Here is a 26,542-nt window from a genome sequence, read left to right as displayed (position 1 = left end):
GGGAAGTTGAAACTGGGAGGGTTGCATGGCCCGTACCACGTCACGTTCCCCCACATCCACAGCCCGCCGTCGGTCCAAGGCAGCCCCGCGCGGGCGGCGGGCGCTCTCCTTCCCCTTGCGTCTCCTGGCGATGGCGACGGCCTTCGCCGCCATGGTCGCGTTCGCGGCGGTGCTGGCCCGGCTCACGCTCCAGCCGTCACCGGCCTCGGAGGCGCTGACCCACAGCAACCTGCACCCCGGCCGCTCCCTGGAGGCCTATCTGAACCAGCCCGCGCTGCGTGACGCCGTCAAGCAGATCGGCGGGAACATCCTGCTCGGCGTGCCGTTCGGCGTGCTGCTGCCCATGCTGGCGCCCGGGACGCGGGGCATCCTGCGCGTGCCGGTGCTGACCGCCATGGTCATGCTTCTGGTGGAACTGGTGCAGGGGGCGATGATCACGGGGCGCGCCTTCGACATCGACGACGTCATCCTCAACACCACGGGCGCACTGCTGGGGTACGTCCTGCTGGGTCGACGGCTGGGCCACGCCGTGCATCCGCCCGAGCAGAGCAAGCCCTCGGGCAGGAAGAGCCGCAGGCGCCCTCGCTTCCGCATCCTGCGTCGCAAGGCTCATAAGCGCCCTAGTGCGGCAGCCAGGTGAACTTGTCGCCGCCGACCCAGCGGACCACATCGGGGTCGTCGAGGTCGTGGACTCTGATGCCGGCCGCCGAAGCGGCGGCCAGGACGTCGGTGATGGCCGTGGCCTCGCCGACGACCTGGCCGTCGATCTCCACGATCCGGAACGGGGGTGTGCCGGGCTGCACCCCGAGCACCAGGATCCGCGGGTGAGGTACGCGGGGGCTCGCGATTTCGGTCATACAAGAGAGCCTAGATCGCATCGGGTCAATAGGACCCAAAGCGGACCCCATCTCCTCGGCGAGTGGGTCACGGACAGTGCGGCCCCGTGTGCGGTCCGGGCGCGGTTGGGCAACGCTGGACGAGGAGGTGCCCATGGAACCCGTCGAGGCCCTGGACAGGATCGCGTTCCTGCTGGAGCGGTCCCGGGCGCCGGACTATCGCGTACGGGCGTTCCGTACCGCGGCCGGCGTGCTGGGCGCGCTGCCCCCGGACGAGGTGGCCGAGCGCGCGGCCGGCGGCTCGCTGGAGTCGCTGCGCGGGGTCGGCCCGAAGACCGCACAGGTGGTGCGTGAGGCGCTGGCCGGCGAGGTGCCCGATTACCTCCGGAAGCTGGAGGACGAGGCCGGGGGGCCGGTCGCGTCGGGCGGCGAACGGTTGCGGGCGCTGTTGCGCGGCGACTGCCACGTGCACTCCGACTGGTCGGACGGCGGGAGCCCGATCGAGGAGATGGGGCGGACGGCTGCCCGCCTCGGGCACGAGTGGGCGGCGCTCACGGACCACTCGCCCAGGCTGACGGTGGCCCGGGGGCTGTCCCCGGACCGGTTGCGCGAGCAGCTCGACGTGGTGGCCGGGCTCAACGAGCGGTGGGCTCCGTTCCGGCTGCTCACCGGCATCGAGTGCGACATCCTCGACGACGGGTCGCTCGACCAGGAGCCCGAGCTGCTGGAGCGGCTCGACGTCGTGGTGGTGTCCGTGCACTCGAAGCTGCGCATGGACGCGCGGGCGATGACCCGCCGTATGGTCACCGCCGTCCGCGATCCGCACGCCGACATCCTCGGGCACTGCACCGGACGGCGGCTGTCCGGGCAGGAACGGCCGGAGTCGGAGTTCGACGCGGACGAGGTCTTCGCGGCCTGCGCCGAGTCCGGCACGGCCGTGGAGATCAACTGCCGCCCCGATCGGCTCGACCCGCCCAGACGGCTGCTGCGCCGGGCGCTCGACGCGGGCGTGCTGTTCTCGATCGACACCGACGCGCACGCCCCCGGCCAGCTGGACTGGCAGCTCCACGGCTGCGCCAGGGCCGAGGAGTGCGGGGTGCCCGCCGAGCGCGTGATCACGACGTGGACCGCGGACGAAGTGCTGGCCTGGACACGGGAGGGCCTGGTGCCGTCGCGCGTGGGGAGCGCCTGACGCAGTACCCGGGACCTGACGCGGTACCCGGGACGCACAGGACCTGCGACGCCGGATTCGGGCCGTCCGCCGTGAGAAAGGAGGACACGTACATGGGCCGAGCAGCCGTGTTCGACGTCGACGGCACGCTCGTCGACACCAACCATCTCCACGTGACGACCTGGTGGGAGGCGTTCCGGCAGGCCGGTCACGACGTGGAGATGCACGCGATCCACCGGGCTGTGGGGCTCGCTCCGGGCGATCTGATCACACATGTTCTGGGCGAGAACCCGGACTCGGACGAGGTGTCCGCGCTCAGCGCCGCTCACAGGGCCCTGTACGGCACGTACTTCGACCGGCTGCCCGCGCTGCGGGGCGCCGGGCGGCTGTTGCGGCGCCTGGACCGCGAGGGCTGGAGCGTGGTTCTCGCCACCTCGGCCGGCGGTTCGGAACTGTCCGCGCTGCGCCGGGCGATCGACGCCGACGACGCGATCACGGCCACGGCGAGCACCAACGACGTGGTCGCCGGGAAGCCCGCCCCCGAGCCGGTCTCGTACGCCCTGGAGCTGGCCGGGGTGCCCGCCGGGCGCGCGGTCTTCGTCGGCGACACGGTGTGGGACATGCGCGCGGGCACCCGCGCCGGAGTGCGCTGCGTAGGCGTACTGAGTGGCGGTATCCCGCGCGCCGACCTGGAGGCGGCGGGCGCCGAGGCGGTCTACCGGGACCCGGCGCATCTGCTGGCGTCCCTGGAGGAGAGTCCGCTGGCGGCGGACGTGTGACCGGGCGCGGCCTCGCGTTCCCGGGCCGCACCCGCACGGACCACGTGACGGTGCCGCCCACGGACGACACGGTGCCGATCCGTGGGCGGCGGCAGGTCGATGTACCGAAACCCGTCCGGCTTCAGTCGCCGGACTTCCCTCGGTGGACTGCGGTTGGTGGACTCAGTCGGTGGACTCGTACGGCACGGGTTGCTCGGGGTGGATGCTTCCCCGCTTCGGGACGCCTCGTCTGCCCGAGCCCGCCTCGTCCGTGTCCGGTACGTCGGTGGCGGGTGTGGCCTCGCCGTTCGGGTCGCCGTCCTCGGGGACGACGTCCCAGGGGTCGTCGCCGCCATGGGCCTGCTGGTCGGGCATGTCTCGCGGTACGGGCTCCCCGTTCGCGCCGGGACCCCCCTGACGGTGATCGGTCACGGCGTACTCCCTTCGTCTCGGCCCGGCGCGAGTACCTCGGGTGGGACGGCCGAAACCAGGTGCGTCGGCCGGGACCCGTGTCAACCGCCGAGCTCGTCCAGGGCCGCCGTGAGCTGAGGTGCCACCACCTCGCGCACCCAGCCGACGTGCTCGTCACCCGCAGCGCGCGGCACCGTCTCGGTGAGCATGATCAGATAGAGGTAACTGCGGTAGAGGGCGAGACGCTGACGGGCAGTCGACGTGAACTCGACCTGTCCACCAGCCTCTTGATACCCAGTCAGGAACTCCGGGTCGTCCTCGATGTTCCCGAGCAGCGCGAGCGACACGAAGTCCGCCAGCGGGTCGCCCCAGAACATGCGCTCGCCGTCGATCAGTCCGCCGACGCGCGGAGCGCCGTCGCGCTCCACGAGGATGTTGCCCTGCCACAGGTCGAAGTGGACGAGATGCGGGACGGTGACCTCGTCGAGTGCGTCGTACGCGGTCTTCGCCGTGCGCGCCACCTCGTCCACGGTGCGCGGCAGCCAGGCCCGGAAGCGGCGTGCGTCGGCGAGTACGGCGTCGTACATGGCGGTGAAGGCGGTGCGCCAGTCGGGGGCGAGCGGACCGAGGGCACCGGACGGGTACCCGAAGCCGGGGCCGGTCACGCGGTGGAGGCGGGCCACCAGGCCGCCCAGCTCCTGGCGCAGCGTCCGCTGTTCGGCCTCCTCCAGGGAGGCGAGGTGCCAGGGCGTGCCGGGGCATGCGGTCATCAGGAGGCGGCCGTGCGCCAGGACGACCACGTGCGGAGCGGGTGCGCCGACGGTGGCGGCTCCCCGGTAGAACTCGGCCTCTGCCCCGAGGAGTTCGTGTTCGTGGCGCAGGGCGGGGGCCTGAGGCGGCGGTGGCGTCTTCAGGATCAGACGCCGGCCGTCGGTGAGCACGAGTTCCTCGACCGTGTTGTAGGTACCGCCGTCGAGTGGCCGGACCGTCACGAGGTCGTCCTGGCCGAGCCCAGCCGCGGACAGGATCCGCCGTGCCCGTTCCACCGCGTCCGTCACCGTGCGCTTCCCCCTCGTCCGTACCGCCGCCGACCCACACTCTCGCAGGTCGGCAGTGCGCCCGTACACCGGTTGCCCGGTGCGAAATCCATTGGCTTTCCTCGATCTGCCTACATAACCTGTCTCACAGCCTAGTGCCCCTAGGTTTTGGATCTGTCTGGCTTCGCTCCCCCCTTCCCCAGGAGGCTCCCCCATGAGGTCACTCACCGAGCAGGACATCCGCACCTCGTTCGTCAACTGCACCAAGGGAGAGGCGAAACGACTCGCGCTACCCCGTGATCTCGACCGGCGCCCCTGGGACGACCTGGACTTCCTCGGCTGGCGTGACCCCGGCGCGCCCGACCGGAGCTATCTCGTGGCCGAGCACGGCGGCGATCTGGTCGGCGTCGCGTTGCGTTTTCCGTCCGTCCGGCGCGGTCTCCTGCACCGGAGCCTGTGTTCGGTGTGCCTGACCACGCACCCGGGCAGCGGTGTCTCCCTGATGACGGCACGCAAGGCGGGCGCGGCCGGGCGGGAGGGCAACTCGGTCGGGGTGTACATGTGCGCCGACCTCGCCTGCTCCCTCTACGTACGCGGTAAGAAGGTCCCCCGAGTCAGGGGGCCGTTTCGAGGAGACCCTCACGCAGGAAGAACAGATCGCACGGACGGTGGGCAACCTGTCCTCGTTCCTGCGGAAGTTGCACGAGTGAGCCGGCCCCGGCGACCACCGGGCCCCGCTCCCTCCTCATCTCACCCCTTGGCGTCTCCGCTCATGACCGGCGGGTACGGCCTACGCTCCCAAGCGGACGATCAACGTCCGCGGAGAAACGTTCCGGGCAGCGGCAGAACGGGAAAAGCCCAAGGATGCGAGACGTACGTGGTGCGTGGGCCGTGGTCGGCCCACAGATGACGAAGTGGCGCCAGGACCCCATTGTCGTGCAATCGGTGAGGTCGTCGGCGGCCGCGACGCTGGCGTATGTGGTCGCGCTGCGGCTCAGCCCCGAGGCGGCGCCCCTCACGGCCCCGCTGACCGCGCTCCTCGTCGTGCAGGTCACCCTCTACGCCACGCTCAAGACCGGCATCCGCCGTGTGAACGCGGTGGTGGCCGGCGTCGTCATCGCCATCCTGTTCAGCCTTCTGGTGGGGCTCACCTGGTGGAGCCTCGCCCTGATCATCCTCGCCTCGCTCGCCGTCGGGCATCTCGTGCGGGTCAGCGAGTTCGTGCCCGAGGTGGCGATCAGCGCCATGCTCGTGCTCGGCGTCACCCAGGTCGGGGGCACGGCCTGGACGCGGGTGCTGGAGACGCTGATCGGTGCCGCCGTGGGACTCGTCTTCAACCTCGTCCTCGCTCCCCCGGTGTGGGTGAAGACGGCCGGTGAGTCCATCGAGGACATGGCGCGCCGGATGCGGCAGTTGATGCTGCGCGTCGGCGAGGAGGCCGCCGGCCGCACTCCCTTCGTGCAGGCCGCCGCCCAGCTCCACGAGGCCCGTCAGCTCGACCACGACATCGTCGAGGTGGACGCGTCCCTCCGGCAGGCCGAGGACAGCCTGAAGCTCAACCCGCGAGTGCGGGAGGGGCTGCTGCACCGGGTCGTGCTGCGCACGGGCCTGGACACGCTGGAGATCTGCACGGTGGTCCTGCGGGTCATCGCCCGCACCCTCACCGACCTCGCCCGGGAGCGGGAGCCCCAGCCGCTGTTCGAGCCCGCGACGGGAGCGGTCCTCGAACAGCTCCTCGCGGAGATCGCGGACGCCGTCGTCAGCTTCGCGGTGCTGGTCACCACCGACGTCAGCAGCAACGCCGAGTCCGCCGAGTCCCGGCTCGCCGCCGAGCTGGCCACGGCGGCCGCGACCCGCGACAAGCTGGCCCAGCTGCTGCTGGAGGACGTGCAGCGGGACGCCCGCCAGTGGCAGCTGCGCGGGGCCGTCCTCACCGAGGTCAACCGCATCCTGGACGAGCTCGACACCGAGCACCGCTCCCGCCGCCTGCTGGAGGAACTCGACCGCGTCTCCCGCGAGGAACGCGAGCGCAGCCCCCGCCTGACCCGCCTGCGCGACCGGCTGCACCACGTCCGCACGCGCCTGCGGAACCAGGTGGTGCTCGTCCGGCGTTCCAAGTGACGACCGGGCGTCGTACACGGCGACGACGCGACACGGCACCACAGCGAGGGGGCGTACGGAATGGCCGACGGCACCGTGCGGATCGACGGCACCACACTGCACCTGCCGGGAGGTGTCCAGGTGCGGTTCAAACGGACCCTGCGGCTGCCCGAGACGGGCACGCACCCGCTGCCTCCGGGGCTCGGCGACTTCCCGGTCCGCCGCGTCGAGGACTACCCGGACACGGCACCCGAGCGGATGCGGGCGCGTGGCGGGGTGATGCTGCCGGTGTACCTGCGCGAGGCGATGTGGCTGCACTTCGGGGGCACGACGGAGCCGGCCGCGCTCCAGGTGGGCGTCGGCAAGGTGTGCGCGGTCTCCGGCGAACCGTGGAGCGACCGGCTCGGTCGTGATCCGCAGAACTACGTGGTGTTGCCCCGGCAGCCGTGGCTGGACGGCATCAACTCGGGGAAGGGCACGGTCCGCCAGTTCGTGGCCGTCCCGCTGGGCCTGGGTGCCACGGTCGAGGGCCAGGTCACCGGCGAGGAGGTGTGGGGTGGCGTACAGCTGCGGTCGTTCCCGCTGAACGGCGAGCGGCTGGCCGAGTGGCGCGAGGCGCAGCGGCGGATCGCCGAGGACCGGGCCGTCGTGCGGTCGGCGAAGCCGACTGGAGGCTACGGCGCGGCGTTTCCCATGGCGGCCCCGCCCGCGCCGGGTGCCGCGCAGGGCGGTGCTCCCGCCGGCCCGCCCCGCGCTCCCGCCGCGATGGGGCTCGGTGTCGGCGGCTCGATGCGTCAGGAGGTCCACCGGGACGTGTGGCCGCGCGGCAGCTGGGCCGAGGAGCCTGCCGGGCGCGTCTTCGTGCACCTGGTGACGCCGCCGGAGTGGCGCCGTATCACCGGCGAGGCGCCCCCGCCGTCGCCCGTGGACCGCGCGGCGTACACCCGGGCCGGGCTGCCGTGGTTCGACTACTACGACCAGGACGCCCTCGACCTCGCGCCCAGCGACGCACTGGGCACCGTGCGGCCGGTCGGCGACTGGCTCGGCGACGACCACGAGCCCTGGCAGCAGCCCGCGCCCCACCAGGTGAAACCGCTGGGGGACGCGCCGGGCAAGGCGGTCGGGGACGGCGACTGGTAGACGGGCCACGGGTGGGAGACCGACGGGCGGTGGGTGTCGCGTCAGGCGCGCGCCCACCGCTGTGTTTTGCGCTTCGGAGGTCTCGCGGGTGAAAGTGGATCACGGACAGGACGACGACCGAGGGACCGAGGTGCGGCCAGTGACGAGTGAACCGGCGCGGGACCGACGCGAATGGACCAGGCGCCGTTTGCTGACGGCGGTCACAGCGTCCGCCGTCCCGGTGTCGCTGGCGGGATGCTCCGGGTCCACCACCGCGACCGACGGCGCCGCGCCTGCCACGCCGGGAGCCTCCGCGTCCCCTTCCGCGCAGAGCACCGCTCCCTCCCCGCGCCCCACGGGCCCGCACCCGCTCTACATCGGCACGTACACCTCGGCCGAGGGGGGCGGCGACGGTATCCGCGTGGCGACGTACGACGCGCAGACCGGCGGCATCAAGGGCGGGCAGACCATCACCGGTGTCGCCGATCCGTCGTACCTCGCGGCGCATCCGGACGGCCGCACGCTGTACGCCGTCAATGAGCGGACCGAGGGCACTGTGACCGCCGTACGGCTCTCCGACCACCGTGTCCTCGGCACCCGGAGCACCGGTGGCGCGGCCCCCTGCCATCTGTCGGTGCACCCGAGCGGGCGCTGGCTGCTCAGCGCCGACTACGGCTCGGGCAGTGTGGCCGTGCACCCCATCGACGGTTCGGGTGCGCTCGGCGAGCGCACGGACCGCGTCGTGCACGACAGTCCGGCGCCCGGGCCGGGGCAGGAGGGCCCGCACGCGCACCAGATCGTCACCAGCCCCGACGGAGGCCATGTCCTCGCCGTGGACCTCGGCACGGACACCGTGTACACGTACCGGCTCGACGAGGCGAAGGGCACGCTCACGGAGGTCTCGCGGGCGCGGACGCGGCCGGGCGCCGGGCCCCGGCATCTGACGTTCCACCCGGGGGGCCGCCACGCGTACCTCGCGGGCGAGCTCGACAACACGGTCGTGGTGTGCGGCTACGACCCGGGCAGCGGCCGGCTGACCCCGGGTGAGCCGCAGTCCACGGGGACGGGTTCCGGCACGAACTATCCCGCACAGCTCCTGGTGACGGCGGACGGGTCGTACGCCTATCTCGCCAATCGCGGCCACGACAGCCTGACGCGCTACGCGGTCGAGGCGGGCGGGGCGCGGCTGAAACTGATGGACACGGTGCCGGTGGGCGGGGACTTCCCGCGTCAGATCGCGTTCTCGCCCGACGGGACGCTGCTGTTCGCCTCGCTCCAGCGGTCGAACGCGGTCAGTGTCTTCCACGTGGACCGCGAGAGCGGTGGGCTCCGGCGCGCGGGAGAGCCGTTCGCGTCACCCGTCGCCGTCTGTGCGCTGCCGCTGTAGTGCCCGGGGGCGGCGAGCGGCACCGGCCTGGGCGAGCAGCGTGTGCATGCGCTCGGTGAGCTGCGCCAGGTCGTCGGCGGGCCGGTGGAAGGTCAGGCGCACGTCGCCGTTGTCGCGGGCCCGCTCGATGCGCAGGGTGATGCCGTGCCGGTCGACGGCCAGCGGCTGGACGCGGACGGCGCCCTGCAGGCTGTCGGGGTCGACGAGGCGGGTGAGCCGTTCGACCGCGTCGGGGTGGGCTTCGGCGAGGTGGGTGAGCAGGTGGAACTCGGCCGTGGCGAGCGGGTCGGGCGTGGCGGCGGCGTACTCGTCGAGGTCGACGACGACCGCGCCGGTCGACAGGCGCAGCACGACCCGCGTGGGCCGGAACGCGAGCCGCCCGTCCTCGGGGGCGAACCAGCCGGCCATCCAGAGCCGGGTACGGATACGGTCCCGCATGGCCACGGGTGCCACGTCGGCGAACTCCAGCACCGCGGAGGGCTCGCCGCGCGGGGCGCAGACGGCGGCCGCGGCGAGCCTGCTGTCCTCCGGCACGTGCAGCAGCACACGGCCGTCCTCTGCCGCGGTGTGCGCGCCGACGAACTCCTCGCGTCCGCCTTCCGCGGTCACCGCGCAGGACCACGCCGCGGCGAGCACCGAGCGGGCGCGCTCGGCCGCGGTGGGTGCGGCCGTCCAGGTCTGACCGTCAGCCATCCCAACCTCCCTTAGGTAAGCCTTGCCTAACCTATCGGAGATCGGGGTGTACGCCAACCATCTCCCGGCACACCGTGAGCGATCCGCTCCACGCGGCCGACACCCGTGTCAGGACCCCGCTGTCCAGTGAGCGGGGCGGGTGACCGTCACCGGCAGCCTCGTCCCGACGCTCCCCCGGGCCGAGTCGAGCTGGGGCTGGGTGAGGAAGAAGGCGCCGGTCAGGTCGGCGCCGGTGAGGTCGGCGTCCCTCAGATCGGCGCCGATCAGGTCCGCACCCCGCAGGTCGGCCCCCGTCAGGTCGGCGGCGATGAGGTACGCGCCGCGCAGGTCGGCCTTGCGGAGGTCGGCACCCCTCAGGCGGGCTCCGATCAGATCGGCACCCCGGCGCTGCTTCCGGCGGCCCGCACCCGCCCTCGTCAGCTCGCTCGCACGCAGCAGCAGGACGTTGGCGCGCTGCCGGTGCGCGGGGACGTCCAACTCCCCCAGCTCCTGCGGGGTTCCGAGGGTGAGCCGTTCGGTCTCGTCGAGCAGGGCGCGTATGTCCGCGTGGACTTCACTGGCGGCGGTCAGAGTCAGAGCCTCCGCCAAGTACCGGAGCAGCTCGTGGAGTTGGCGTACGACAGGGAACACGTCGAACATCCGCCGCGCGTCCGCACGCGATCCCGTCCTCCAGTCCTGCCCGCCGAAGGTGACCTGGGAGACCTTCTGTCCGGCGCCGAAGCAGTCGTAGACCGTGCAGCCGGTGAAGCCCTTCTGCCGCAACTCGGTGTGGATGCCGCAGCGGAAGTCCTCCCGGAGGTTGGCGCACGGCTCGCCGGCCGCCTTGTCGACGGCGAAGTCCGCCGAGGCGGCGAAGGCCAGGGCCACACAGCACAGCCCGAAGCACCGGGAGCAGTCGGCTCGCAGGTCCAGGGGGCGGTCGGCGCTTGTCTGTTCCATGCGGTTCAGCCTAACGACGACGCGTTCTCATCCCTCCGACCCGGGGCTGTCCCCGGTGGAGGACGCGGGCCGGTCGGCGGCCGGCGCCACGAGACCGAGCCCTGCGAGTCGCTCCGGGTCCGACAGGATGTGCATCGCGGTGATCTTCCCGTCCACCACCGTGAAGCTCGCGACCGACACGGGTGTGCCGTCGACGACCGTGAGCAGGCCCACCGATCCGTTGACGAGCACCGGCCGCGCGTACTGCGACAACTGCCGGAACATGAAGGCCCCTTCGGCCACCGACTGCCTGCCCCGCACCTGCTTGGACGCCGCCGCGCCCACGGCCAGGGCTCCGGCGTCGGCGCGCAGCACCACCTCGGGGTCGAGCACCGACAGCAGCGCTTCGAAGTCCCCGCCGCGCGAGGCGGCGAGGAAGGCGTCGACCACCTGTCTCTGCCGTGCCAGATCGGGGTCCGAGGCGGGTACGGAACCCTGCACGCGGCGCCGGGCGCGGCTGGCGAGCTGCCGGGTCGCGGCCGTGGAACGGTCCACGACCGGCGCGATGTCGTCGAAGGGCACCGCGAACATGTCGTGGAGCACGAACGCGAGCCGCTCGGCGGGCTCCAGCGTCTCCATCACCACCAGCAGCGCGAGTCCGACGGCGTCCGCCTGCAGCACCTCCTGCTCGGGGTCCACCCGGTCCAGGGAGCGGACGACCGGATCGGGCACGAACGTCTCGTACGCGTCCATGGACTCCTCGCGCCGGGTGCGGCGCGAGCGCAGCATGTCCAGGCACACCCGTCCGGTCACGGTCGTCAGCCAGCCCCCGAGGTTGTGCACATCGCTCGTGTCGGAGCGGCTGAGCCGCAGCCACGCCTCCTGCACGGCGTCCTCGGCCTCGCTGAGCGAGCCGAGCATCCGGTAGGCCACCGCGCGGAGATGACCTCGGTGCTCCTCGAACCGTTCGGCGAGCAGTTCCTCCTCGGCCATCGGTCGCTCTCCCCTCGGTTCCGCAGCGTCGGTCATCGGGTGAACAGTTCGAACGCCACGGCCGGTTTCCCGCCGAAGCGCTCACCCGCGGCCCGGGCCTCCCCGGCCAGGAACTCTCGGGCGTACGCCTCGGGTTCCTGGTCGGTCAACGCCTCGATGTAGGTGCGGTGTTCGAGCAGAGAACGCACCGCGTGATCGAGTCCCCGAGTGGCGTCCGCCGCGTGGGTGGGCGTCGCGGAGGCGGCGACGGCGACCCAGCGGACGCCGTTCCAGGGCTCCAGGCCCTGCTCGGTGAGCTCGGGGAAGATCCAGCGGTTGCCGGCGTCGGCCGCCGCGTCCAGGGTGGCGCGGCCCACGGCCACATGGTCGGGGGTGTTCCAGGCGGTGCCGTCCCAGGTGTCGCGGTGGTTGAGGGTGATGACCAGCTCGGGCCGGTGTCTGCGGATGGCGGCCGCGATGTCCCGGCGCAGCGCGGGGCCGTACTCGATGACGCCGTCCCTGTGGTCGAGGAACTCCACCTCGGTCACGCCCACGGCCGCCGCGCCGGCCCGCTGCTCCCGCTCGCGCAGCGGGCCGCACTCGTGGGGCTCCAGCGTGTCGATGCCGGCCTCGCCGCGGGTGGCGAGGACGTAGGTGACCTCGCGGCCCCCCTCGGTCCACGCGGCGATGGCCGCCGAGCCGCCGTATTCGAGGTCGTCCGGGTGGGCCACGACGGCGAGGGCGCGCTGCCAGTCCTCCGGCATGGGCTCCAGCTGGTCGTTCGTCGGCTCCGTCATGACCGCACAGTAACCCGCGGCACTGACAACGGTCAGACCTCGTCCCGCGTCAGCGCCAGCAGCCGGTCCAGGACGCGGGGCCCGGAGGCCCGTACCCCGTCGTGCTCGTACTCGTCGGTGACCCAGGTGCGCAGGCCGCGGATCACGCGGGCCGTCTGCAGCGAGTGTGCGGTGTCGACGTACATGTCGTCGTGGTAGACGGCTGCCGCGACCGGCACCTCGTTGACGGCGAGCCGGGCCGGGTCGTACAGGGGCTTCCAGTCGGTGCGGGCGGCCAGCTCCTCCGCGGTCTCACGCAGGGGGCGCAGGGCCGGGTCGGTGTCGAAGTTCCAGGGGTGGACGGACTCGCCGGTGAACAGCAGCGGGCCGTCCCCGGTAAGCGTCTTGGCCGCGTCGAACTGCGGGAACTCGGCGCGCACCCGCTCCGCGGACCAGGCGGTGGGCCGCTCGCCCTGCCCGTAGCAGGCCTCGTGGACGAGCGCGTACAGCGGGTGGCCCGCGAACGACAGCAGCCCCAGGATCTCCTCCTGGAAGGCGTCGGACAGTGCGGGGCCCTGCCCGGTGCGGACGAAGGCGTCCTCCAGGAGGTAGTGCAGACGCGCACTGCCGTCGCTCCTGCCGAGGGCGATGCCGAGGGACTGGAAGGCCTCGACGGTGAGCCCGTAGCCGTTCGGCAGGACGACCTCGTGCGCGAGCAGGTGCTCGGCGATCCGGCGGGCCCGCTCGACGTCCTGAGGGTAGCGGGCGTAGTGGGCGGCGACCTTGCGTTCGATGCGCGGGTAGGCGGCGCGGTAGACGTCGTCCGCGTGTGCGTCGAGGGAGGGCAGACCTCCGGTGATGACGGCGGCGCTCAGTCCCTCGGGTGCGGTGGACAGGTAGCTGACCGTGCAGAAGCCGCCGAAGCTCTGGCCGAGTACGGTCCAGGGGGCGCCACCGGTGACCTCGGGGCGGACGGCCTCACAGTCGCGGACGATGGAGTCGGCGCGGAAGTGCGCCAGGTAGTCGGCCTGCTCGCGGGGGCCGCCGCGCAGCGGGAGGGTCTGCCGGTTGGCGGGCGTGGAGGCGCCGGTGCCACGCTGGTCGAGCAGCAGAACGCGGAACTCCTCAAGGGCGCGGCCGAGCCAGGCCTGTGTGCCGACGAACCGGTTCGCGCCGAAGCCGGGCCCGCCCTGGAGGTAGACCAGCCAGGGCAGGTCCTGGTCCGTCTTGTCGCTCGCTACGACTTCACGCGCGTAGAGCTCGATCCGTTCCCCTGCCGGGTCGTCGTGGTCGAGGGGCACGGTGAAGCGGCGGTCGGTGAGGACGACACCGGGCTGGCGGTAGCTGGCGGTCAACGGGGCTCCCGAGACGTACGGTTTCCAGGGCGCCCACCAGTCCACCACAGATTCTTCGCGTGGCCGACCCCGTGGATCAAGAAAATCCACGAAACGGGCGGTCAGCGCGCCGACAGGCTGGAGCTGCGCACCACCAGTTCAGGCTGGAGGACGACCCGCTTGTGCTCGTGCACCGCCGGTGCCGTCTCCGCCTCGGTCTCCTCCAGGAGCAGCTCCGCGGCCATGGCGCCCAGGGTCACGGCGGGTTGCCGTACGGAGGTGAGGGGGACGGCCGCGGCGGCGGCGAACTCGATGTCGTCGTAGCCGACGATCGCGAGGTCGTCCGGCACGCTGACCCCAGCCGCGAACACGGCCTGCAGCACGCCGAGGGCGAGGAGGTCGTTGGCGCAGAACACGGCGGTCGGGCGGTCGGCGAGGCCGAGGAGCCGGGCGCCGGCGTCGCGGCCCGCGGCCACGTCGAGCCGCTCGGTGGGCAGCTCGCGCAGGGAGTCGGGGCCCAGCCCGGCCTCGGCCAGCGCGTTCAGGGCGCCGGTGCGGCGGTCGCGGACCTGGTTGAGGCCGGGCGGGCCGCTGACGTACGCGATGGAGCGGTGTCCGGCGTCCACCAGATGCCGTACGGCGAGCGCGCCGCCCGCGACGTCGTCGACGGACACCGAGCACTCGGTGGTGCCCTCGGCCACCCGGTCGACGAGGACGAAGGGGATGCCGTGGCGGCGGAACGTCTTGATGTTGCGGCCGGTCGCGTCGGCGGGGGTCAGCAGGACGCCCCGGACCCGCTGCTCCGCGAAGAGGGACAGGTACTCGGCCTCCTCGCTCGCGCTCTGCGCGCTGTTGCAGACCATCACGCCGAGCCCGGCCTCGCGTGCGGCCCGCTCGGCGCCGCGCGCCACGTCCACGAAGAAGGGGTTGCCCATGTCGAGCACGAGCAGGCCCATGATGCGGCTGCGCCCGGCCCTCAGCTGGCGTGCCGACTCGCTGCGGACATAGCCGAGGCGCTCTATCGCCGACAGCACACGGGCACGGGTCTCGGACGCGACCGTGTCCGGGCGGTTGATCACGTTCGACACCGTGCCCACGGAGACTCCGGCGGCACGGGCGACGTCCTTGATACCCACCGACTGGGCCATCGGTCGAGGACCTCCAGGGGAGTTACGGAGCGGCGGGTGCGCGTTCACATTACCTTCGTGGCGCCGTGACCAGCGCACCCGCCACAGCGGCGCCGGTCACGGTCTCCCGGTCACGGCGCCATGGATCAGACGGGCAGGCGGAAGTCGAGGGTGCGCAGCGCCGAGGGCGTCGTACCGCTGGACCTCACCTGGTACATGATCGACAGGACGTTGTCCTGGGCGACCCGCGTCTCGTCGATCACGACCTCGCCGAAGGCGTTCAGTCCGGCGCCGACGCCGTCGTACAGGATCGTCCAGTCCGTGTACCCGGACGCCTTGGAGGCCCCGGCGACACGGCAGAAGGGGAGGATCGCGTACGCGTTGTCGTACCTGTCGAGGATCAGTTTGGTGCGCTGGCTGGAGTTCAGCGGGACCGGTATCTCGGTCTTCTGCCACGTGCCGGAGGAGTTCTTGCGGACGTGGAAGGCGCGGCCGTTGTTCGTGCGGTCGGTGACGTAGTTCGTGGTGCACTGGCCGAAGCGGCCGGGCACGTAGCTGATGACGGCGTGCGGCAGACCGGCCGAGTCCGTGAACTGGCTCTCCTGGTTCATCAGCGAGTGGTCCGGATTGAGCGGGTCCACGACCAGCCCGGGGTCGGTGACGGAGACCTTGTCGGAGCCGCCGGTGGTGCCGACGACGGTGCCCGCGTTGTTGCGCCAGGTACGGCCGCGGTCGTCGGAGTAGACGTAGCCGGTGTCGTGGTTGGTGATGCCGCCGCCGCTGCACATCACCGCGCTGTTCTGCTCGCGCCAGGTGAAGAACGCGTGCAGGCGCCCGTTCCTGTCGTAGTCGATGCCGTGCAGGTACATGTTGCGGGCCGTGCTGGAGCCGTGCTCGCTGGTGTACGTGCCGGTGGAGCTGGTCCACTCGCCGAGTGCGGTCCAGGACGTGCCGTCGTACTCGGCCAGCGCGTTGCGGCCGTTGCCGGAGACGGCGACGCGGTAGCTCAGCTGGAGCTTCCCCTCGGGCGTGGAGACGAACTGCGGGTACGTGAACTGCGAGGTGAGCGCGAGCCCGTCGAGCGTGGACTGCGGGACGCCGAAACGGCTGGCGGTCCAGCTCAGCCCGGACGGGTTGTCCATGAGCCCGGCCACGGACTTGACGTAGGTGAAGCCGTCGCTGTGGGAGTCCATGTTGAGGTGCAGCCGGCCGTCGGCCCTGGAGACACCCATGGAGATGACGTTGTGCGAGTCGTCGTACCTGAGGGTGTGACCGACCTTGACGGTCTCCCAGGTGCTCGCCCCGAGGACGCGGCCGCCCACGACGGCGTTGCGGTCGGCGGTGTACCAGGCGGCGTACTGGTGGCCCTTGTAGGTCAGCAGCCCGTTCTTCTGGAACGAGTTGTTGTTGACCAGGCCGTCGTACGACACGAAGTAGATGGCCCTCGTGTCGAGGGTGGTGCTGCCGGCCGGGGTGAGCGAGGGGCCGGGGGCGGCGGCTCGGGCGACACCGTTGAGGCTGGGGGTGGCCGCGGTGCTCAGCAGGGCGGTCGCCAGCAGAGTGCGTCTTCTCATGTCCGGGGGCTCCTGTGTGGGGACTCCTGTGCGGAGGGAGGCGAACGAGCGGTGGGACGAGCCGGCGGGGTCAGGGCAGGTGGAACACCTCGGTGAGGGGTTTCATGGCTTCGTCGGGCCTGGCGCCGTCCAGCGACTCGAAGAACGGCGCCATCTCCGCCTGCCAGCGGGCGTTGACGCCGGTGGCCTCCATGCCGGCCCGGGCGGCCTCGAAGTCCTCGGTCTCCAGGTAGCCGACCAGCAGACCGTCCTCGCGCAGGAAGAGCGAGTAGTTGTGCCAGCCGGTGGCCGAGAGCGCCTCACGCATCTCGGGCCACACGGCGGCGTGCCGCTCGCGGTACTCGTCGAGGCGGTCCGCCCGCACCTTCAGCAGGAAGCACACGCGCTTCATCAACGACCCTCCGGGGATCAGAAGTCGAACTGGTCGATGTTCTTCTCGTCGAACACGGTCGGCTTGCCGAGGCTGATCACGCCGTCCTTGCCGATGGTGTACTCGCCCATGTCACCGGCCGTGAACGTCTCGCCCTCCTTGCCGGTGATCTGACCGGAGACCAGCGCCACGGCCGTACGGGCGGCCAGCTCGCCGAGCTTCGCCGGGTCCCACAGCTCGAACGCGTCGACCGTGCCGTTCTTGATGTACTTGCGCATGTCGTTCGGGGTGCCGAGACCCGTCAGCTTGACCTTGCCCTTGTACTTGGAGCCCGACAGGTACTGGGCGGCCGCCTTGATGCCGACGGTGGTCGGGGAGATGATCCCCTTCAGGTCCGGGTACTCTTGGAGCAGGCCCTGGGTCTGCTGGAAGGACTTCTGGGCGTCGTCGTCACCGTAGGCGACCTTGACGAGCTTCATGTCCTTGTACTTGGGGTCCTTGAGCTCGTCCTTCATGAAGTCGATCCAGGTGTTCTGGTTCGTCGCGGTCTGCGCGGCGGACAGGATCGCGAACTCACCCTTGTAGCCGATCTGTTCGGCGAGCAGCTGGACCTCGGTGCGGCCGAGGTCCTCGGCGCTGGCCTGCGAGACGAAGGCGTTGCGGCAGTCGGCCTTGGTGTCGGAGTCGTAGGTGACGACCTTGATGTCGTTCTTCATGGCCTGCTTGAGCGCGGTGCACAGGGCGCCCGGGTCCTGCGCGGACACGGCCATCGCGTCGACCTGCTGCTGGGTGAGGGTGTTGACGTAGTTCACCTGGCCGGCGGTGTCGGTGGCGCTGGACGGGCCGACCTCCTTGTAGCTGGAGCCCAGCTCCTTCACGGCCGCCTCGCCGCCCTTGTCGGCGGAGGTGAAGTACGGGTTGTTGACCTGCTTCGGCAGGAAGCCGACGGTCAGGCCCTTCTTCAGCTCGGCGTCGGGGTTGGCCTTGGCGTCCGAGGCGGCGGAGGCGTTCTCCTCGCTGACGTCCTTCTTGGTGGTGCCGCCGCAGGCGGTGGCCGCGAGGGTGAGGGAGGTGACGGCGGCGAGGGCCGCACAGGCACGGCGGATGGATGACTTGCGCATGGTGTGGGTCCTTTGGACGGAGGGGAGCGGGTGGCGCCCCGTGTGGGGAACGGTGCTGTTTCGGTGTGCGGCTCCGCCGCGTGGGGGCGGGCCTATCCGGTGGAGCGCGCGGCCCTCGCTGCCGAGATCTGCCGTGCGACCCGGGGGCCCAGCACGGAGAGAACGAGCAGGACGCCGGTGACGACGATCTGCGACTGCGCGGAGACGTCCGACAGGCTCATGACGTTCTGCAGCGCCCCCAGCAGGAACACACCGGCGATCGCGCCGCCCAGCGTGCCCTTGCCGCCGTCGAAGTCGATGCCGCCGAGCAGCACCGCCGCCACGACGGAGAGTTCGAGGCCCGTGGCGTTGTCGTAGCGGGCGCTGGCGTAGTGCAGCGCCCAGAAGATGCCGGTGAGGGAGGCCATCAGGCCGGTCACCGTGAACAGGATGAGCTTCTGCCGCCTGACGCGGATGCCCGCGAACCGTGCGGCCTCCTCGCTCGCGCCGATCGCGAACAGCGACCGCCCGAACGGGGTGGCGTGCAGCGCGACCACGGCGATCGCGAGCAGCACCAGGAAGGGCAGGAAGGCGTACGGGACGAAGGTGTCCCCGATGCGTCCGGCCGCGAAGTCCAGGTACTGGGTGGGGAAGTCGGTCACCGCGTCGGAGCCGAGCACGATCTGCGCGATGCCCCGGTAGGCGGCGAGGGTGCCGATGGTGACGGCGAGGGAGGGCAGCCCGAGCCGGGTGACGAGGAGGCCGTTGACGAGGCCGCACACCACGCCGAGCAGCAAGCAGACCGGGATGATCGTCTCGATGGCCATGCCCTGGTTCCACAGGGCGCCCATCACCGCGCCGGACAGACCGGCCGTCGAGGCCACCGAGAGGTCGATCTCGCCCGAGACCACGAGCAGGGTCATCGGCAGGGCGATCAGCGCGATCGGCAGGGTGTTGCCGATCAGGAACGACAGGTTGAGGGCGTTGCCGAAACCGTCGACGGTGCCGAAGGACAGCAGCAGGACCACGATGAGGAGGGCGCCGACGGCCCCGTCCCACCTCAGGGAGGCGGACCAGCGGCCGGCGCGCGGATGCGTCGAGTCAGCCATGGCGGGCGTTCCTCTTCTTCAGGGCGGAGGCCACGCGCAGGGCGACGATCCGGTCGACCGCGATGGCGAGGATGAGCAGGATGCCGTTGATCGCGAGCACCCACACCGAGCTGACGCCGAGGGCGGGCAGCACGCTGTTGATGGAGGTCAGCAGCAGGGCGCCGAGCGCGGCACCGTAGACGCTGCCGGAGCCGCCGGTGAAGACGACGCCACCGACCACGACGGCGCTGACGACGGTGAGTTCGTAGCCGTTGCCGGTGCCGGAGTCGACGTTGCCGAAGCGCGCCAGGTACAGGGCGCCCGCGAGTCCGGCGAGGGCGCCGCAGAAGGTGTAGGCGGCGAGGATCCGCTTGCGGACCGGGATGCCGGCGAGCCGGGCGGCCTCCGGGTTCGACCCGAGCGCGTACAGCTCGCGGCCACCGCCGAAGTGCTTGAGGTAGTACGCCGTCGCCACGAGCACCGCGAGCGCGATCAGCGCCAGCCACGGCACCGCGGAGATGCCGCCGGAGCCGAAGTTCACAAATCCGTCCGGGAGGTCGGCCGCCGTGATCTGGCGGGAGCCGACCCAGATCGAGTCGATGCCGCGGATGATGTACAGCGTGCCGAGTGTGACGACGAGCGCGGGTACCTGGCCGAGGCTGACGAGGAGCCCGTTGAGCAGGCCGAAGCCGACGCCCATCAGGACCGCCAGGACCACGGCCACGAGCGTGTTCCCGCCGCCCTGGAGGTATGTGCCGGCGGCGAAGGCGCTGATGCCGAGCGTGGAGCCGACCGACAGGTCGACGTTCCGGGTGATGACGACCAGCGACTGACCGGTGGCGACCAGCACGAGGATGGTCGCGTTGAGCAGCAGGTCCTTGATGCCCTGCTCGGTGAGGAACTCGCTGTTGCCCAGCTGGGTGATGACGATCATCACCAGGAAGACGAGCAGGATGGCGAGTTCGCGCATCTTGAAGACGCGGTCCACGAGCCGGGTGCCGCTGGACTTGGGCACCTGGGCGGCGGGGGCTGGGTTCGGGGCGGTCACCGTCATGCGGCGGCCCTCCCCGTGGCTGCGGCCATCACGGATTCCTCGGTGGCGTCGGAGCGGGGGATCTCGGCGGTGAGGCGGCCCTCGTGCATCACGAGCACACGGTCGGCCATGCCGAGGATCTCGGGCAGGTCGGAGGAGATCATCAGGACGGCCACCCCGTCGGCGGCCAACTCGCTGAGCAGTCGGTGCACTTCGGCCTTCGTGCCGACGTCGATGCCACGGGTGGGCTCGTCGACGATCAGTACCTTGGGGCCGGTGGCCAGCCACTTGGCGAGAACGACCTTCTGCTGGTTGCCGCCGGACAGTGTGGAGACGGTGTCAGCGATCCGCGCGTACTTGACCTGGAGCTTCACGGCCCAGTCGAGGGAGCGGCTGCGTTCGGCGCCACGGTCCATCAGGCCGGCCTTCACGGTGGTGCGCAGGCCGGTGAGGCCGATGTTGCGCTCGATGGACATGTCCATCACCAGGCCCTGGGCACGGCGGTCCTCGGGGACGAGCGCGAGCCCGGCGGCCATGGCGGTGGAGGGGGCGCCGTTCGTCAGCGCCTTCCCGTCGACCTCGACCTCGCCCGCGTCCCAGCGGTCGACGCCGAACACGGCACGGGCGACCTCCGTGCGCCCGGCGCCGACGAGTCCGGCCAGGCCGACGATCTCGCCGCGCCGCACATCGAAGGAGACGTCGGTGAAGACGCCCTCCCGGGTCAGCCGGCGCACGCTCAGCGCCACCTCGCCCGCCTCGACCTCCTGCTTCGGGTAGAGCTCTTCGAGGTCGCGGCCGACCATACGGCGCACGAGGTCGTCCTCGGTCATACCGTCGACCGGCTCGCTGGAGATCCAGGCGCCGTCGCGCAGGGTCGTGACCCGCCCGCAGATCTGGAAGATCTCCTCAAGGCGGTGCGAGATGAACAGCACGGCGGCGCCCTGCTCGCGCAGCGTGCGGACGACACCGAAGAGACGGGCTACCTCGCTGCCGGTGAGGGCCGCGGTGGGCTCGTCCATGATCAGGACCCGGGCGTCGAAGGAGAGCGCCTTGGCGATCTCGACGATCTGCTGGTCCGCGATGGACAGTCCGCGGGCCGGGCGGTCGGGGTCGAGCTCGACGCCGAGGCGCCGCATCAGGGCGAGGGTGGCGGCGTGTGTGGCCTTGTGGTCGATACGGCCGAGGGCGCGCTTGGGCTGGCGGCCCATGAAGATGTTCTCGGCGATCGACAGGTCGGGGAAGAGCGTGGGCTCCTGGTAGATCACGGCGATGCCGGCGTCACGGGCGTCGGCCGGGCCGTGGAAGACGGTCGGCTCACCGTCCAGCAGCACCTGGCCGGCGTCCGGACGGTGCACCCCGGCGAGCGTCTTGATGAGGGTCGACTTGCCCGCGCCGTTCTCACCCGCGAGGGCGTGCACCTCTCCGGGGAACAGCTCCAGGGACACGTCGCGCAGGGCGCGCACCGCTCCGAAGGACTTCGAGATGTCCCTGAGCGCCAGCACCGGGGCCGGACCCGTGTCGGACGGGAGGGTCATGGGGGCTCCTCGACGACGCCCGCAGGTCGGGCCTCACGGCGTCGTGAAAGGTTTCAACTGGGTTGCCGGGACGTTAGGCACGACGTGCACGTCGCGTCAATGGGTTCGTATCGAAATTCTTTCGATAGCCAGAGGTCACATCCTGGTCACGACGGACACTCTGCGCGTGAGGGGTTGACAGCCCCTCCGGGGCCTCCTAGCTTCACTTTCTGAATCGTTTCAGACGGACGTCCTTCCAGACGGCCGTCACCCGTTGTCCGGACCCGATGTCACAGGAGCCCTGAAGTGACCGAGCTCGCCGCGGTGAAGGCCGCGCTCAAGACCCAGGCCGTCGAGACGCCGTCGTGGGCGTACGGGAACTCGGGGACCCGCTTCAAGGTGTTCGCGCAGGCGGGAGTCCCCCGCACTCCACGGGAGAAACTGGACGACGCCGCGAAGGTGCACGAGTACACCGGTGTCGCGCCGACCGTGGCGCTGCACATCCCGTGGGACACGGTGGACGACTATGCGGCGCTTGCGGAGTACGCCGAGGACCGCGGTGTGAAGCTGGGCGCGATCAACTCCAACACCTTCCAGGACGACGACTACAAGCTGGGGAGCATCTGCCACCCCGACGCGGCGGTGCGGCGCAAGGCCGTTGATCATCTGCTGGAGTGCGTCGGCATCATGGACGCGACGGGTTCGAGGGATCTGAAGCTGTGGTTCGCCGACGGTACGAACTACCCCGGTCAGGATGATGTGCGGGAGCGCCAGGACCGGCTCGCCGAAGGTCTCGCCGAGGTGTACGAGCGGCTCGGCGAGGGGCAGCGGATGCTGCTGGAGTACAAGTTCTTCGAGCCCGCCTTCTACTCGACGGACGTCCCTGACTGGGGCACGGCCTACGCCCACTGCCTGAAGCTCGGGCCGAAGGCGCAGGTCGTCGTCGACACGGGGCACCACGCGCCGGGCACGAACATCGAGTTCATCGTCGCCACGCTGCTGCGGGAGGGCAAGCTCGGCGGGTTCGACTTCAACTCGCGGTTCTACGCGGACGACGACCTGATGGTGGGGGCCGCGGACCCCTTCCAGCTGTTCCGGATCATGTACGAGGTGGTGCGCGGTGGCGGGTTCACGCCCGAGGTCGCGTTCATGCTCGACCAGTGCCACAACATCGAGGCAAAGATCCCGGCGATCATCCGGTCGGTGATGAACGTGCAGGAGGCCACGGCGAAGGCGCTGCTGGTGGACCGCGAGGCGTTGCGCTCCGCGCAGGTGGCCGGGGATGTGCTGGGGGCCAACGCCGTGCTCATGGACGCCTACAACACCGATGTGCGGCCGTTGCTTCGTGAGGTGCGGGAGGAGATGGGGTTGGACCCCGACCCCATGGCGGCGTACGCCGCGTCCGGGTGGGCCGCGAAGGTCGTGGAGGAGCGGGTTGGTGGGCAGCAAGCGGGGTGGGGAGCGTGAACTCTCCGCCAGGTGAGCCAGACGGGACTCGTCTGCCAAACGAGGTCAGTCGCCGTCTGCGGGCCATGCTGTGGCTGGTCGCGCAGTTCCCCGCGCCCCTCAGGGGCGCGCACGTACGCACCCTTCATTGAAAAGGACTGAGAGCACATGGCACCCAACCCCGAAGCCGCCGCCCTCCTCGCCCGTTCGCACCGGCTCGGTGCCGATCCCCGTAACACCAACTACGCCGGCGGCAACGCCTCCGCGAAGGGCGCCGAGACCGATCCGGTGACCGGCGGGGATGTCGAACTGATGTGGGTGAAGGGGTCCGGGGGCGACCTCGGCACGCTCACCGAAGCGGGGCTCGCCGTGCTGCGCCTCGACCGGCTGCGGGCGCTCACCGAGGTGTATCCCGGTGTGGAGCGCGAGGACGAGATGGTGGCCGCGTTCGACTACTGCCTGCACGGGAAGGGCGGTGCGGCTCCCTCCATCGACACGGCCATGCACGGGCTCGTGGACGCGGCCCACGTGGACCACCTGCACCCCGACTCCGGTATCGCACTCGCCTGTGCGGCCGACGGGGAGAAGCTGACCGCCGAGTGCTTCGGGGACAGCGTGGTGTGGGTGCCGTGGCGTCGGCCCGGGTTCCAGCTCGGGCTGGACATCGCCGCCGTGAAGGCCGGCAACCCGGGGGCCATCGGGTGCGTCCTCGGCGGGCACGGGATCACGGCGTGGGGTGACACCGCCGAGGAGTGCGAGCGGAACTCGCTGCACATCATCCGGACCGCCGAGGCCTTCCTCGCCGAGCGGGGCGGGCCCGAGCCCTTCGGGCCCGTCATCGAGGGGTACGACGCGCTGCCCGAGGCCGAGCGGCGGGAGCGCGCCGCCGCGCTCGCGCCGTACGTCCGGGCGATCGCCTCGCAGGACCGGCCGCAGGTGGGGCACTTCGACGACTCCGAGGTCGTCCTCGACTTCGTGGCCCGCGCCGAGCACCCGCGGCTGGCGGCGCTGGGGACGTCCTGCCCCGATCACTTCCTGCGCACCAAGGTGCGGCCGCTGGTGCTGGACCTGCCGCCCACGGCTCCGCCGGCCGAGGCGGTCGCCCGGCTGGGCGAGCTGCACGCCGAGTACCGCGAGGAATACGCCGCCTACTACCAGCGGCACGCCGAGCCCGACTCCCCCGCCATGCGCGGCGCCGACCCGGCCATCGTCCTGATCCCCGGCGTGGGCATGTTCTCCTTCGGCAAGGACAAGCAGACCGCCCGGGTGGCCGGTGAGTTCTACGTCAACGCGATCAACGTGATGCGCGGAGCCGAGGCCGTGTCGACGTACGCGCCGATCGAGGAGTCGGAGAAGTTCCGTATCGAGTACTGGGCCCTGGAGGAGGCCAAGCTCCAGCGGATGCCGAAGCCCAAGCCGCTCGCGACACGGGTCGCGCTGGTGACAGGGGCGGGCAGCGGGATCGGGAAGGCCATCGCGCAGCGGCTCGTGGCCGAGGGGGCGTGTGTCGTCGTCGCCGATGTGAACGCCGAGGGCGCCGCCGCCGTCGCCGAGGAGCTGGGCGGGCCCGACAAGGCCGTCTCCGTCACCGTGGACGTCACGGACGAGGAGCAGATCGTCGCGGCCTTCAAGGCGGCGGTGCTCGCCTTCGGCGGGGTCGACCTCGTCGTCAACAACGCCGGTATCTCCATCTCCAAGCCGCTGCTGGAGACGACCACGAAGGACTGGGACCTCCAGCACGACATCATGGCCCGCGGCTCGTTCCTCGTCTCGCGCGAGGCGGCCCGGGTGATGATCCGGCAGAAGCTCGGCGGCGACATCGTCTACATCGCCTCGAAGAACGCCGTCTTCGCCGGGCCCAACAACATCGCGTACTCCGCCACCAAGGCCGACCAGGCGCACCAGGTGCGGCTGCTGGCCGCCGAGCTGGGCGAGCACGGCATCCGCGTCAACGGGATCAACCCGGACGGGGTCGTGCGCGGCTCCGGGATCTTCGCCGGCGGGTGGGGAGCGAAGCGCGCCGCGGTGTACGGGGTGCAGGAGGAGAAACTGGGCGAGTTCTACGCCCAGCGGACCATCCTCAAGCGGGAGGTGCTGCCGGAGCACGTCGCGAACGCGGTGTTCGCGCTGACGGGCGGCGACCTGACGCACACCACCGGGCTGCATGTCCCGGTCGACGCCGGTGTCGCCGCCGCCTTCCTGCGATGACTGGGGAGATGACTACGGACATGGGCACGGGCACGGGGGTGAAGGCCTTCGCCGCGGTCGACCTCGGCGCGTCCAGCGGGCGCGTCATGGTCGGCCGGGTAGGGGCCGGCTCCCTGGAGCTGACCGAGGCCCACCGCTTCCCGAACCGGCCGGTGCGCGTGCCGGAGGGGCTGCGGTGGGACGTCCTCGCGCTGTACGGGGGTGTGCTGGACGGGCTGCGGGCCGCCGGTGCCCGCTGCGGTGGCCGTCTCGACTCCGTCGGCATCGACAGCTGGGCCGTGGACTACGGCCTGCTCGACGCCGACGGTGCCCTGCTCGGCAACCCGGTCCACTACCGGGACCCGCGCACCGAGGGCGTCGCCGAGAAGGTGTGGGCCACGCTGCCCGCCGTCGAGCTGTACGCGGCGACCGGGCTGCAGTACGCGCCCTTCAACACCCTGTACCAGCTGGCGGCCGCCCGCGAGTCGGCACAACTGGCTTACGCCAAGCGGCTGTTGCTCATCCCCGACCTGCTGACGTACTGGCTCACGGGCGAGCCAGGCACCGAGCTCACCAACGCCTCGACCACCCAGCTGATCGACCCGCGCACCCGTGACTGGGCGTACGGCGTGGCGGCGCGCCTCGACATCGATCTGGAGCTGTTCGCGCCGCTGCGGCAGCCCGGGGACCCGGCGGGGCTGCTGCGGGAGCGGGTGCTGGAGGAGACGGGGCTGACCGGCCCGGTGCCGGTGACGACGGTCGGCTCGCACGACACGGCGTCCGCGGTGGCCGCCGTCCCGGCTGCCGGTGAGCGCTTCGCGTACATCTGTACCGGCACCTGGTCCCTGGCGGGCCTGGAGCTGGAGGCCCCCGTCCTCACCGAGGCGAGCCGGGCCGCCAACTTCACCAACGAGCTGGGCCTGGACGGCACGGTCCGCTACCTGCGGAACATCATGGGGCTGTGGCTGCTCCAGGAGTGCCTGCGGGAGTGGGGCGAACCGGATCTCGGTGAACTGCTGCGGGCTGCGGGCGAGTTGCCAGCGCTGCGGTCGGTGGTGGACGCGGGAGACGCGGCGTTCCTGGCGCCCGGACGGATGCCCGAGCGGATCGCCGAGGCGTGCCGACAGTCGGGGCAGCCCGTGCCGGACACTCCCGCCGGGATCACCCGCTGCATCCTCGACTCGCTCGCCCTCGCCCACCGCCAGGCCGTCACCGAGGCCCAGGAGCTCGCCGATCACCCGGTCGACGTGGTCCACGTGGTCGGCGGCGGCACCCGCAACGCGCTGCTGTGCCAGCTCACCGCCGACGCCTGCGGGCTCCCGGTGGTGGCGGGCCCGGCGGAGGCGGCCGCGCTCGGCAACGTCCTCGTCCAGGCGCGGACCCAGGGGCTGGTCGGCGACCGTGCGGCGATGCGACGGCTTCTCGCCCGTACGCAGCCGCTGGAGCGATACGAGCCGCGCGGCGACACGGCGGCGTGGCGCGCGGCTCAGGCCCGGCTCACCACTCAGTGAGCGGGCCGGCCCACCACTCGCTGAGCGGGCCCCCTCCCCGTCCGCGCGCCCACGCCGTAACCTGCACTCATCCGATGATC

24 protein-coding genes and 1 pseudogene are annotated in these 26,542 nt (G+C 71.4%); 10 read left to right on the top strand and 15 right to left on the bottom strand.

From position 1 onward, the window contains the following. The first annotated feature begins 25 nt into the window (after window positions 1-25). Window positions 26-640 carry a VanZ family protein gene (locus E0500_RS26225; RefSeq protein ID WP_131561716.1) on the top strand — a complete coding sequence of 205 codons (615 nt, stop codon included), beginning with the start codon at window positions 26-28 and terminating at the stop codon, window positions 638-640. Here E0500_RS26225 and E0500_RS26220 read toward each other — a convergent pair. After that, a complete protein-coding gene (locus E0500_RS26220; RefSeq protein WP_131561718.1) occupies window positions 621-857 on the bottom strand; it encodes a hypothetical protein in 237 nt (78 codons plus the stop codon). The two genes, E0500_RS26225 and E0500_RS26220, sit on opposite strands and share 20 nt — an antisense overlap. Before the next feature lie 133 nt (window positions 858-990). On the opposite strand from E0500_RS26220, the gene E0500_RS26215 reads away from it, so the two are divergent. Continuing rightward, window positions 991-2,028, top strand: a complete 1,038-nt coding sequence (locus tag E0500_RS26215) for a PHP domain-containing protein (RefSeq protein WP_131561720.1) — start codon at window positions 991-993, stop codon at window positions 2,026-2,028. Between the two features lie 92 nt (window positions 2,029-2,120). Then, window positions 2,121-2,786 carry an HAD family hydrolase gene (locus E0500_RS26210; protein WP_131561722.1) on the top strand — a complete coding sequence of 222 codons (666 nt, stop codon included), beginning with the start codon at window positions 2,121-2,123 and terminating at the stop codon, window positions 2,784-2,786. Between the two features lie 162 nt (window positions 2,787-2,948). Here E0500_RS26210 and E0500_RS26205 read toward each other — a convergent pair whose 3' ends face one another. After that, the gene (locus E0500_RS26205) at window positions 2,949-3,197 is read right to left on the bottom strand and encodes a hypothetical protein (RefSeq protein WP_131561724.1); all 249 of its coding nucleotides are present in this window, start codon (window positions 3,195-3,197) and stop codon (window positions 2,949-2,951) included. A gap of 80 nt (window positions 3,198-3,277) precedes the next feature. After that, window positions 3,278-4,234 carry a phosphotransferase family protein gene (locus E0500_RS26200; protein ID WP_181587136.1) on the bottom strand — a complete coding sequence of 319 codons (957 nt, stop codon included), beginning with the start codon at window positions 4,232-4,234 and terminating at the stop codon, window positions 3,278-3,280. Between the two features lie 193 nt (window positions 4,235-4,427). Here E0500_RS26200 and E0500_RS26195 point away from each other — a divergent pair. From E0500_RS26195 to E0500_RS26180, 4 genes and pseudogenes are all read left to right on the top strand, one after another. Then, window positions 4,428-4,923 (top strand): annotated as a pseudogene (locus E0500_RS26195) (FBP domain-containing protein). 154 nt (window positions 4,924-5,077) lie between these two features. Continuing rightward, on the top strand, window positions 5,078-6,334 hold the full coding sequence (locus E0500_RS26190) for an aromatic acid exporter family protein (protein ID WP_131561728.1): 1,257 nt from the start codon (window positions 5,078-5,080) through the stop codon (window positions 6,332-6,334). A gap of 60 nt (window positions 6,335-6,394) precedes the next feature. After that, window positions 6,395-7,453 carry a hypothetical protein gene (locus tag E0500_RS26185; RefSeq protein ID WP_131561730.1) on the top strand — a complete coding sequence of 353 codons (1,059 nt, stop codon included), beginning with the start codon at window positions 6,395-6,397 and terminating at the stop codon, window positions 7,451-7,453. A 139-nt stretch (window positions 7,454-7,592) separates the two neighbouring features. After that, entirely contained in the window at window positions 7,593-8,819 is a 1,227-nt protein-coding gene (locus E0500_RS26180; RefSeq protein ID WP_131561732.1) for a lactonase family protein, read from the top strand. On the opposite strand, the gene E0500_RS26175 is transcribed toward E0500_RS26180, so the two are convergent. The 12 genes from E0500_RS26175 to E0500_RS26120 all read right to left on the bottom strand — a co-directional run bounded on the left by E0500_RS26175 (window position 8,787) and on the right by E0500_RS26120 (window position 21,339). After that, on the bottom strand, window positions 8,787-9,512 hold the full coding sequence (locus tag E0500_RS26175; RefSeq protein ID WP_131561734.1) for a DUF2470 domain-containing protein: 726 nt from the start codon (window positions 9,510-9,512) through the stop codon (window positions 8,787-8,789). The genes E0500_RS26180 and E0500_RS26175 overlap by 33 nt on opposite strands. Window positions 9,513-9,620: 108 nt before the next feature. Then, window positions 9,621-10,451, bottom strand: coding sequence for a pentapeptide repeat-containing protein (locus E0500_RS26170; RefSeq protein ID WP_131561736.1), 831 nt, complete (start codon window positions 10,449-10,451; stop codon window positions 9,621-9,623). Between the two features lie 27 nt (window positions 10,452-10,478). After that, window positions 10,479-11,423, bottom strand: a complete 945-nt coding sequence (gene sigJ, locus E0500_RS26165; RefSeq protein WP_131561738.1) for an RNA polymerase sigma factor SigJ — start codon at window positions 11,421-11,423, stop codon at window positions 10,479-10,481. A gap of 32 nt (window positions 11,424-11,455) precedes the next feature. Continuing rightward, window positions 11,456-12,199, bottom strand: coding sequence for a PIG-L deacetylase family protein (locus tag E0500_RS26160; protein WP_131561740.1), 744 nt, complete (start codon window positions 12,197-12,199; stop codon window positions 11,456-11,458). 32 nt (window positions 12,200-12,231) lie between these two features. Next, window positions 12,232-13,533, bottom strand: coding sequence for an alpha/beta fold hydrolase (locus E0500_RS26155; RefSeq protein ID WP_131561742.1), 1,302 nt, complete (start codon window positions 13,531-13,533; stop codon window positions 12,232-12,234). A gap of 101 nt (window positions 13,534-13,634) precedes the next feature. Continuing rightward, window positions 13,635-14,660 (bottom strand): LacI family DNA-binding transcriptional regulator, encoded by a 1,026-nt coding sequence (locus tag E0500_RS26150; protein ID WP_131561744.1) that lies wholly within the window; start codon window positions 14,658-14,660, stop codon window positions 13,635-13,637. A 125-nt stretch (window positions 14,661-14,785) separates the two neighbouring features. After that, window positions 14,786-16,213, bottom strand: a complete 1,428-nt coding sequence (locus E0500_RS26145; RefSeq protein WP_131561746.1) for a BNR repeat-containing protein — start codon at window positions 16,211-16,213, stop codon at window positions 14,786-14,788. A gap of 70 nt (window positions 16,214-16,283) precedes the next feature. Continuing rightward, on the bottom strand, window positions 16,284-16,604 hold the full coding sequence (locus E0500_RS26140) for an L-rhamnose mutarotase (protein WP_131561748.1): 321 nt from the start codon (window positions 16,602-16,604) through the stop codon (window positions 16,284-16,286). 17 nt (window positions 16,605-16,621) lie between these two features. Then, window positions 16,622-17,704, bottom strand: a complete 1,083-nt coding sequence (gene rhaS / locus E0500_RS26135) for a rhamnose ABC transporter substrate-binding protein (RefSeq protein WP_131561750.1) — start codon at window positions 17,702-17,704, stop codon at window positions 16,622-16,624. Window positions 17,705-17,796: 92 nt separating this feature from the next. After that, window positions 17,797-18,792: an ABC transporter permease gene (locus E0500_RS26130; RefSeq protein WP_131561752.1), complete on the bottom strand. Its 996-nt coding sequence runs from the start codon at window positions 18,790-18,792 to the stop codon at window positions 17,797-17,799. Continuing rightward, window positions 18,785-19,825, bottom strand: a complete 1,041-nt coding sequence (locus E0500_RS26125; RefSeq protein WP_131561754.1) for an ABC transporter permease — start codon at window positions 19,823-19,825, stop codon at window positions 18,785-18,787. The genes E0500_RS26130 and E0500_RS26125 overlap by 8 nt, the downstream gene beginning before the upstream one ends. Further along, window positions 19,822-21,339 carry a sugar ABC transporter ATP-binding protein gene (locus E0500_RS26120; RefSeq protein WP_131561755.1) on the bottom strand — a complete coding sequence of 506 codons (1,518 nt, stop codon included), beginning with the start codon at window positions 21,337-21,339 and terminating at the stop codon, window positions 19,822-19,824. Before E0500_RS26120 ends, E0500_RS26125 begins: the two co-directional genes overlap by 4 nt. 285 nt (window positions 21,340-21,624) lie before the next feature. Between E0500_RS26120 and rhaI the strand changes: the two genes are divergently transcribed. From rhaI to E0500_RS26105, 3 genes are all read left to right on the top strand, one after another. Beyond that, complete coding sequence (rhaI, locus tag E0500_RS26115; RefSeq protein WP_131561757.1) at window positions 21,625-22,785, top strand: L-rhamnose isomerase; 1,161 nt, start codon at window positions 21,625-21,627, stop codon at window positions 22,783-22,785. Between the two features lie 147 nt (window positions 22,786-22,932). Continuing rightward, on the top strand, window positions 22,933-24,972 hold the full coding sequence (locus E0500_RS26110) for a bifunctional aldolase/short-chain dehydrogenase (protein ID WP_131561759.1): 2,040 nt from the start codon (window positions 22,933-22,935) through the stop codon (window positions 24,970-24,972). Window positions 24,973-25,010: 38 nt separating this feature from the next. Further along, window positions 25,011-26,462, top strand: coding sequence for a rhamnulokinase family protein (locus tag E0500_RS26105; protein ID WP_131561788.1), 1,452 nt, complete (start codon window positions 25,011-25,013; stop codon window positions 26,460-26,462). Window positions 26,463-26,542: the final 80 nt, after the last annotated feature.

This window comes from Streptomyces sp. KM273126 (genome assembly GCF_004337435.2).
GTDB lineage: Bacteria > Actinomycetota > Actinomycetes > Streptomycetales > Streptomycetaceae > Streptomyces > Streptomyces acidicola.
The sequence above is the reverse complement of the archived record's forward strand: the minus strand, read 5'-3'. Positions and strand labels throughout refer to the sequence as shown.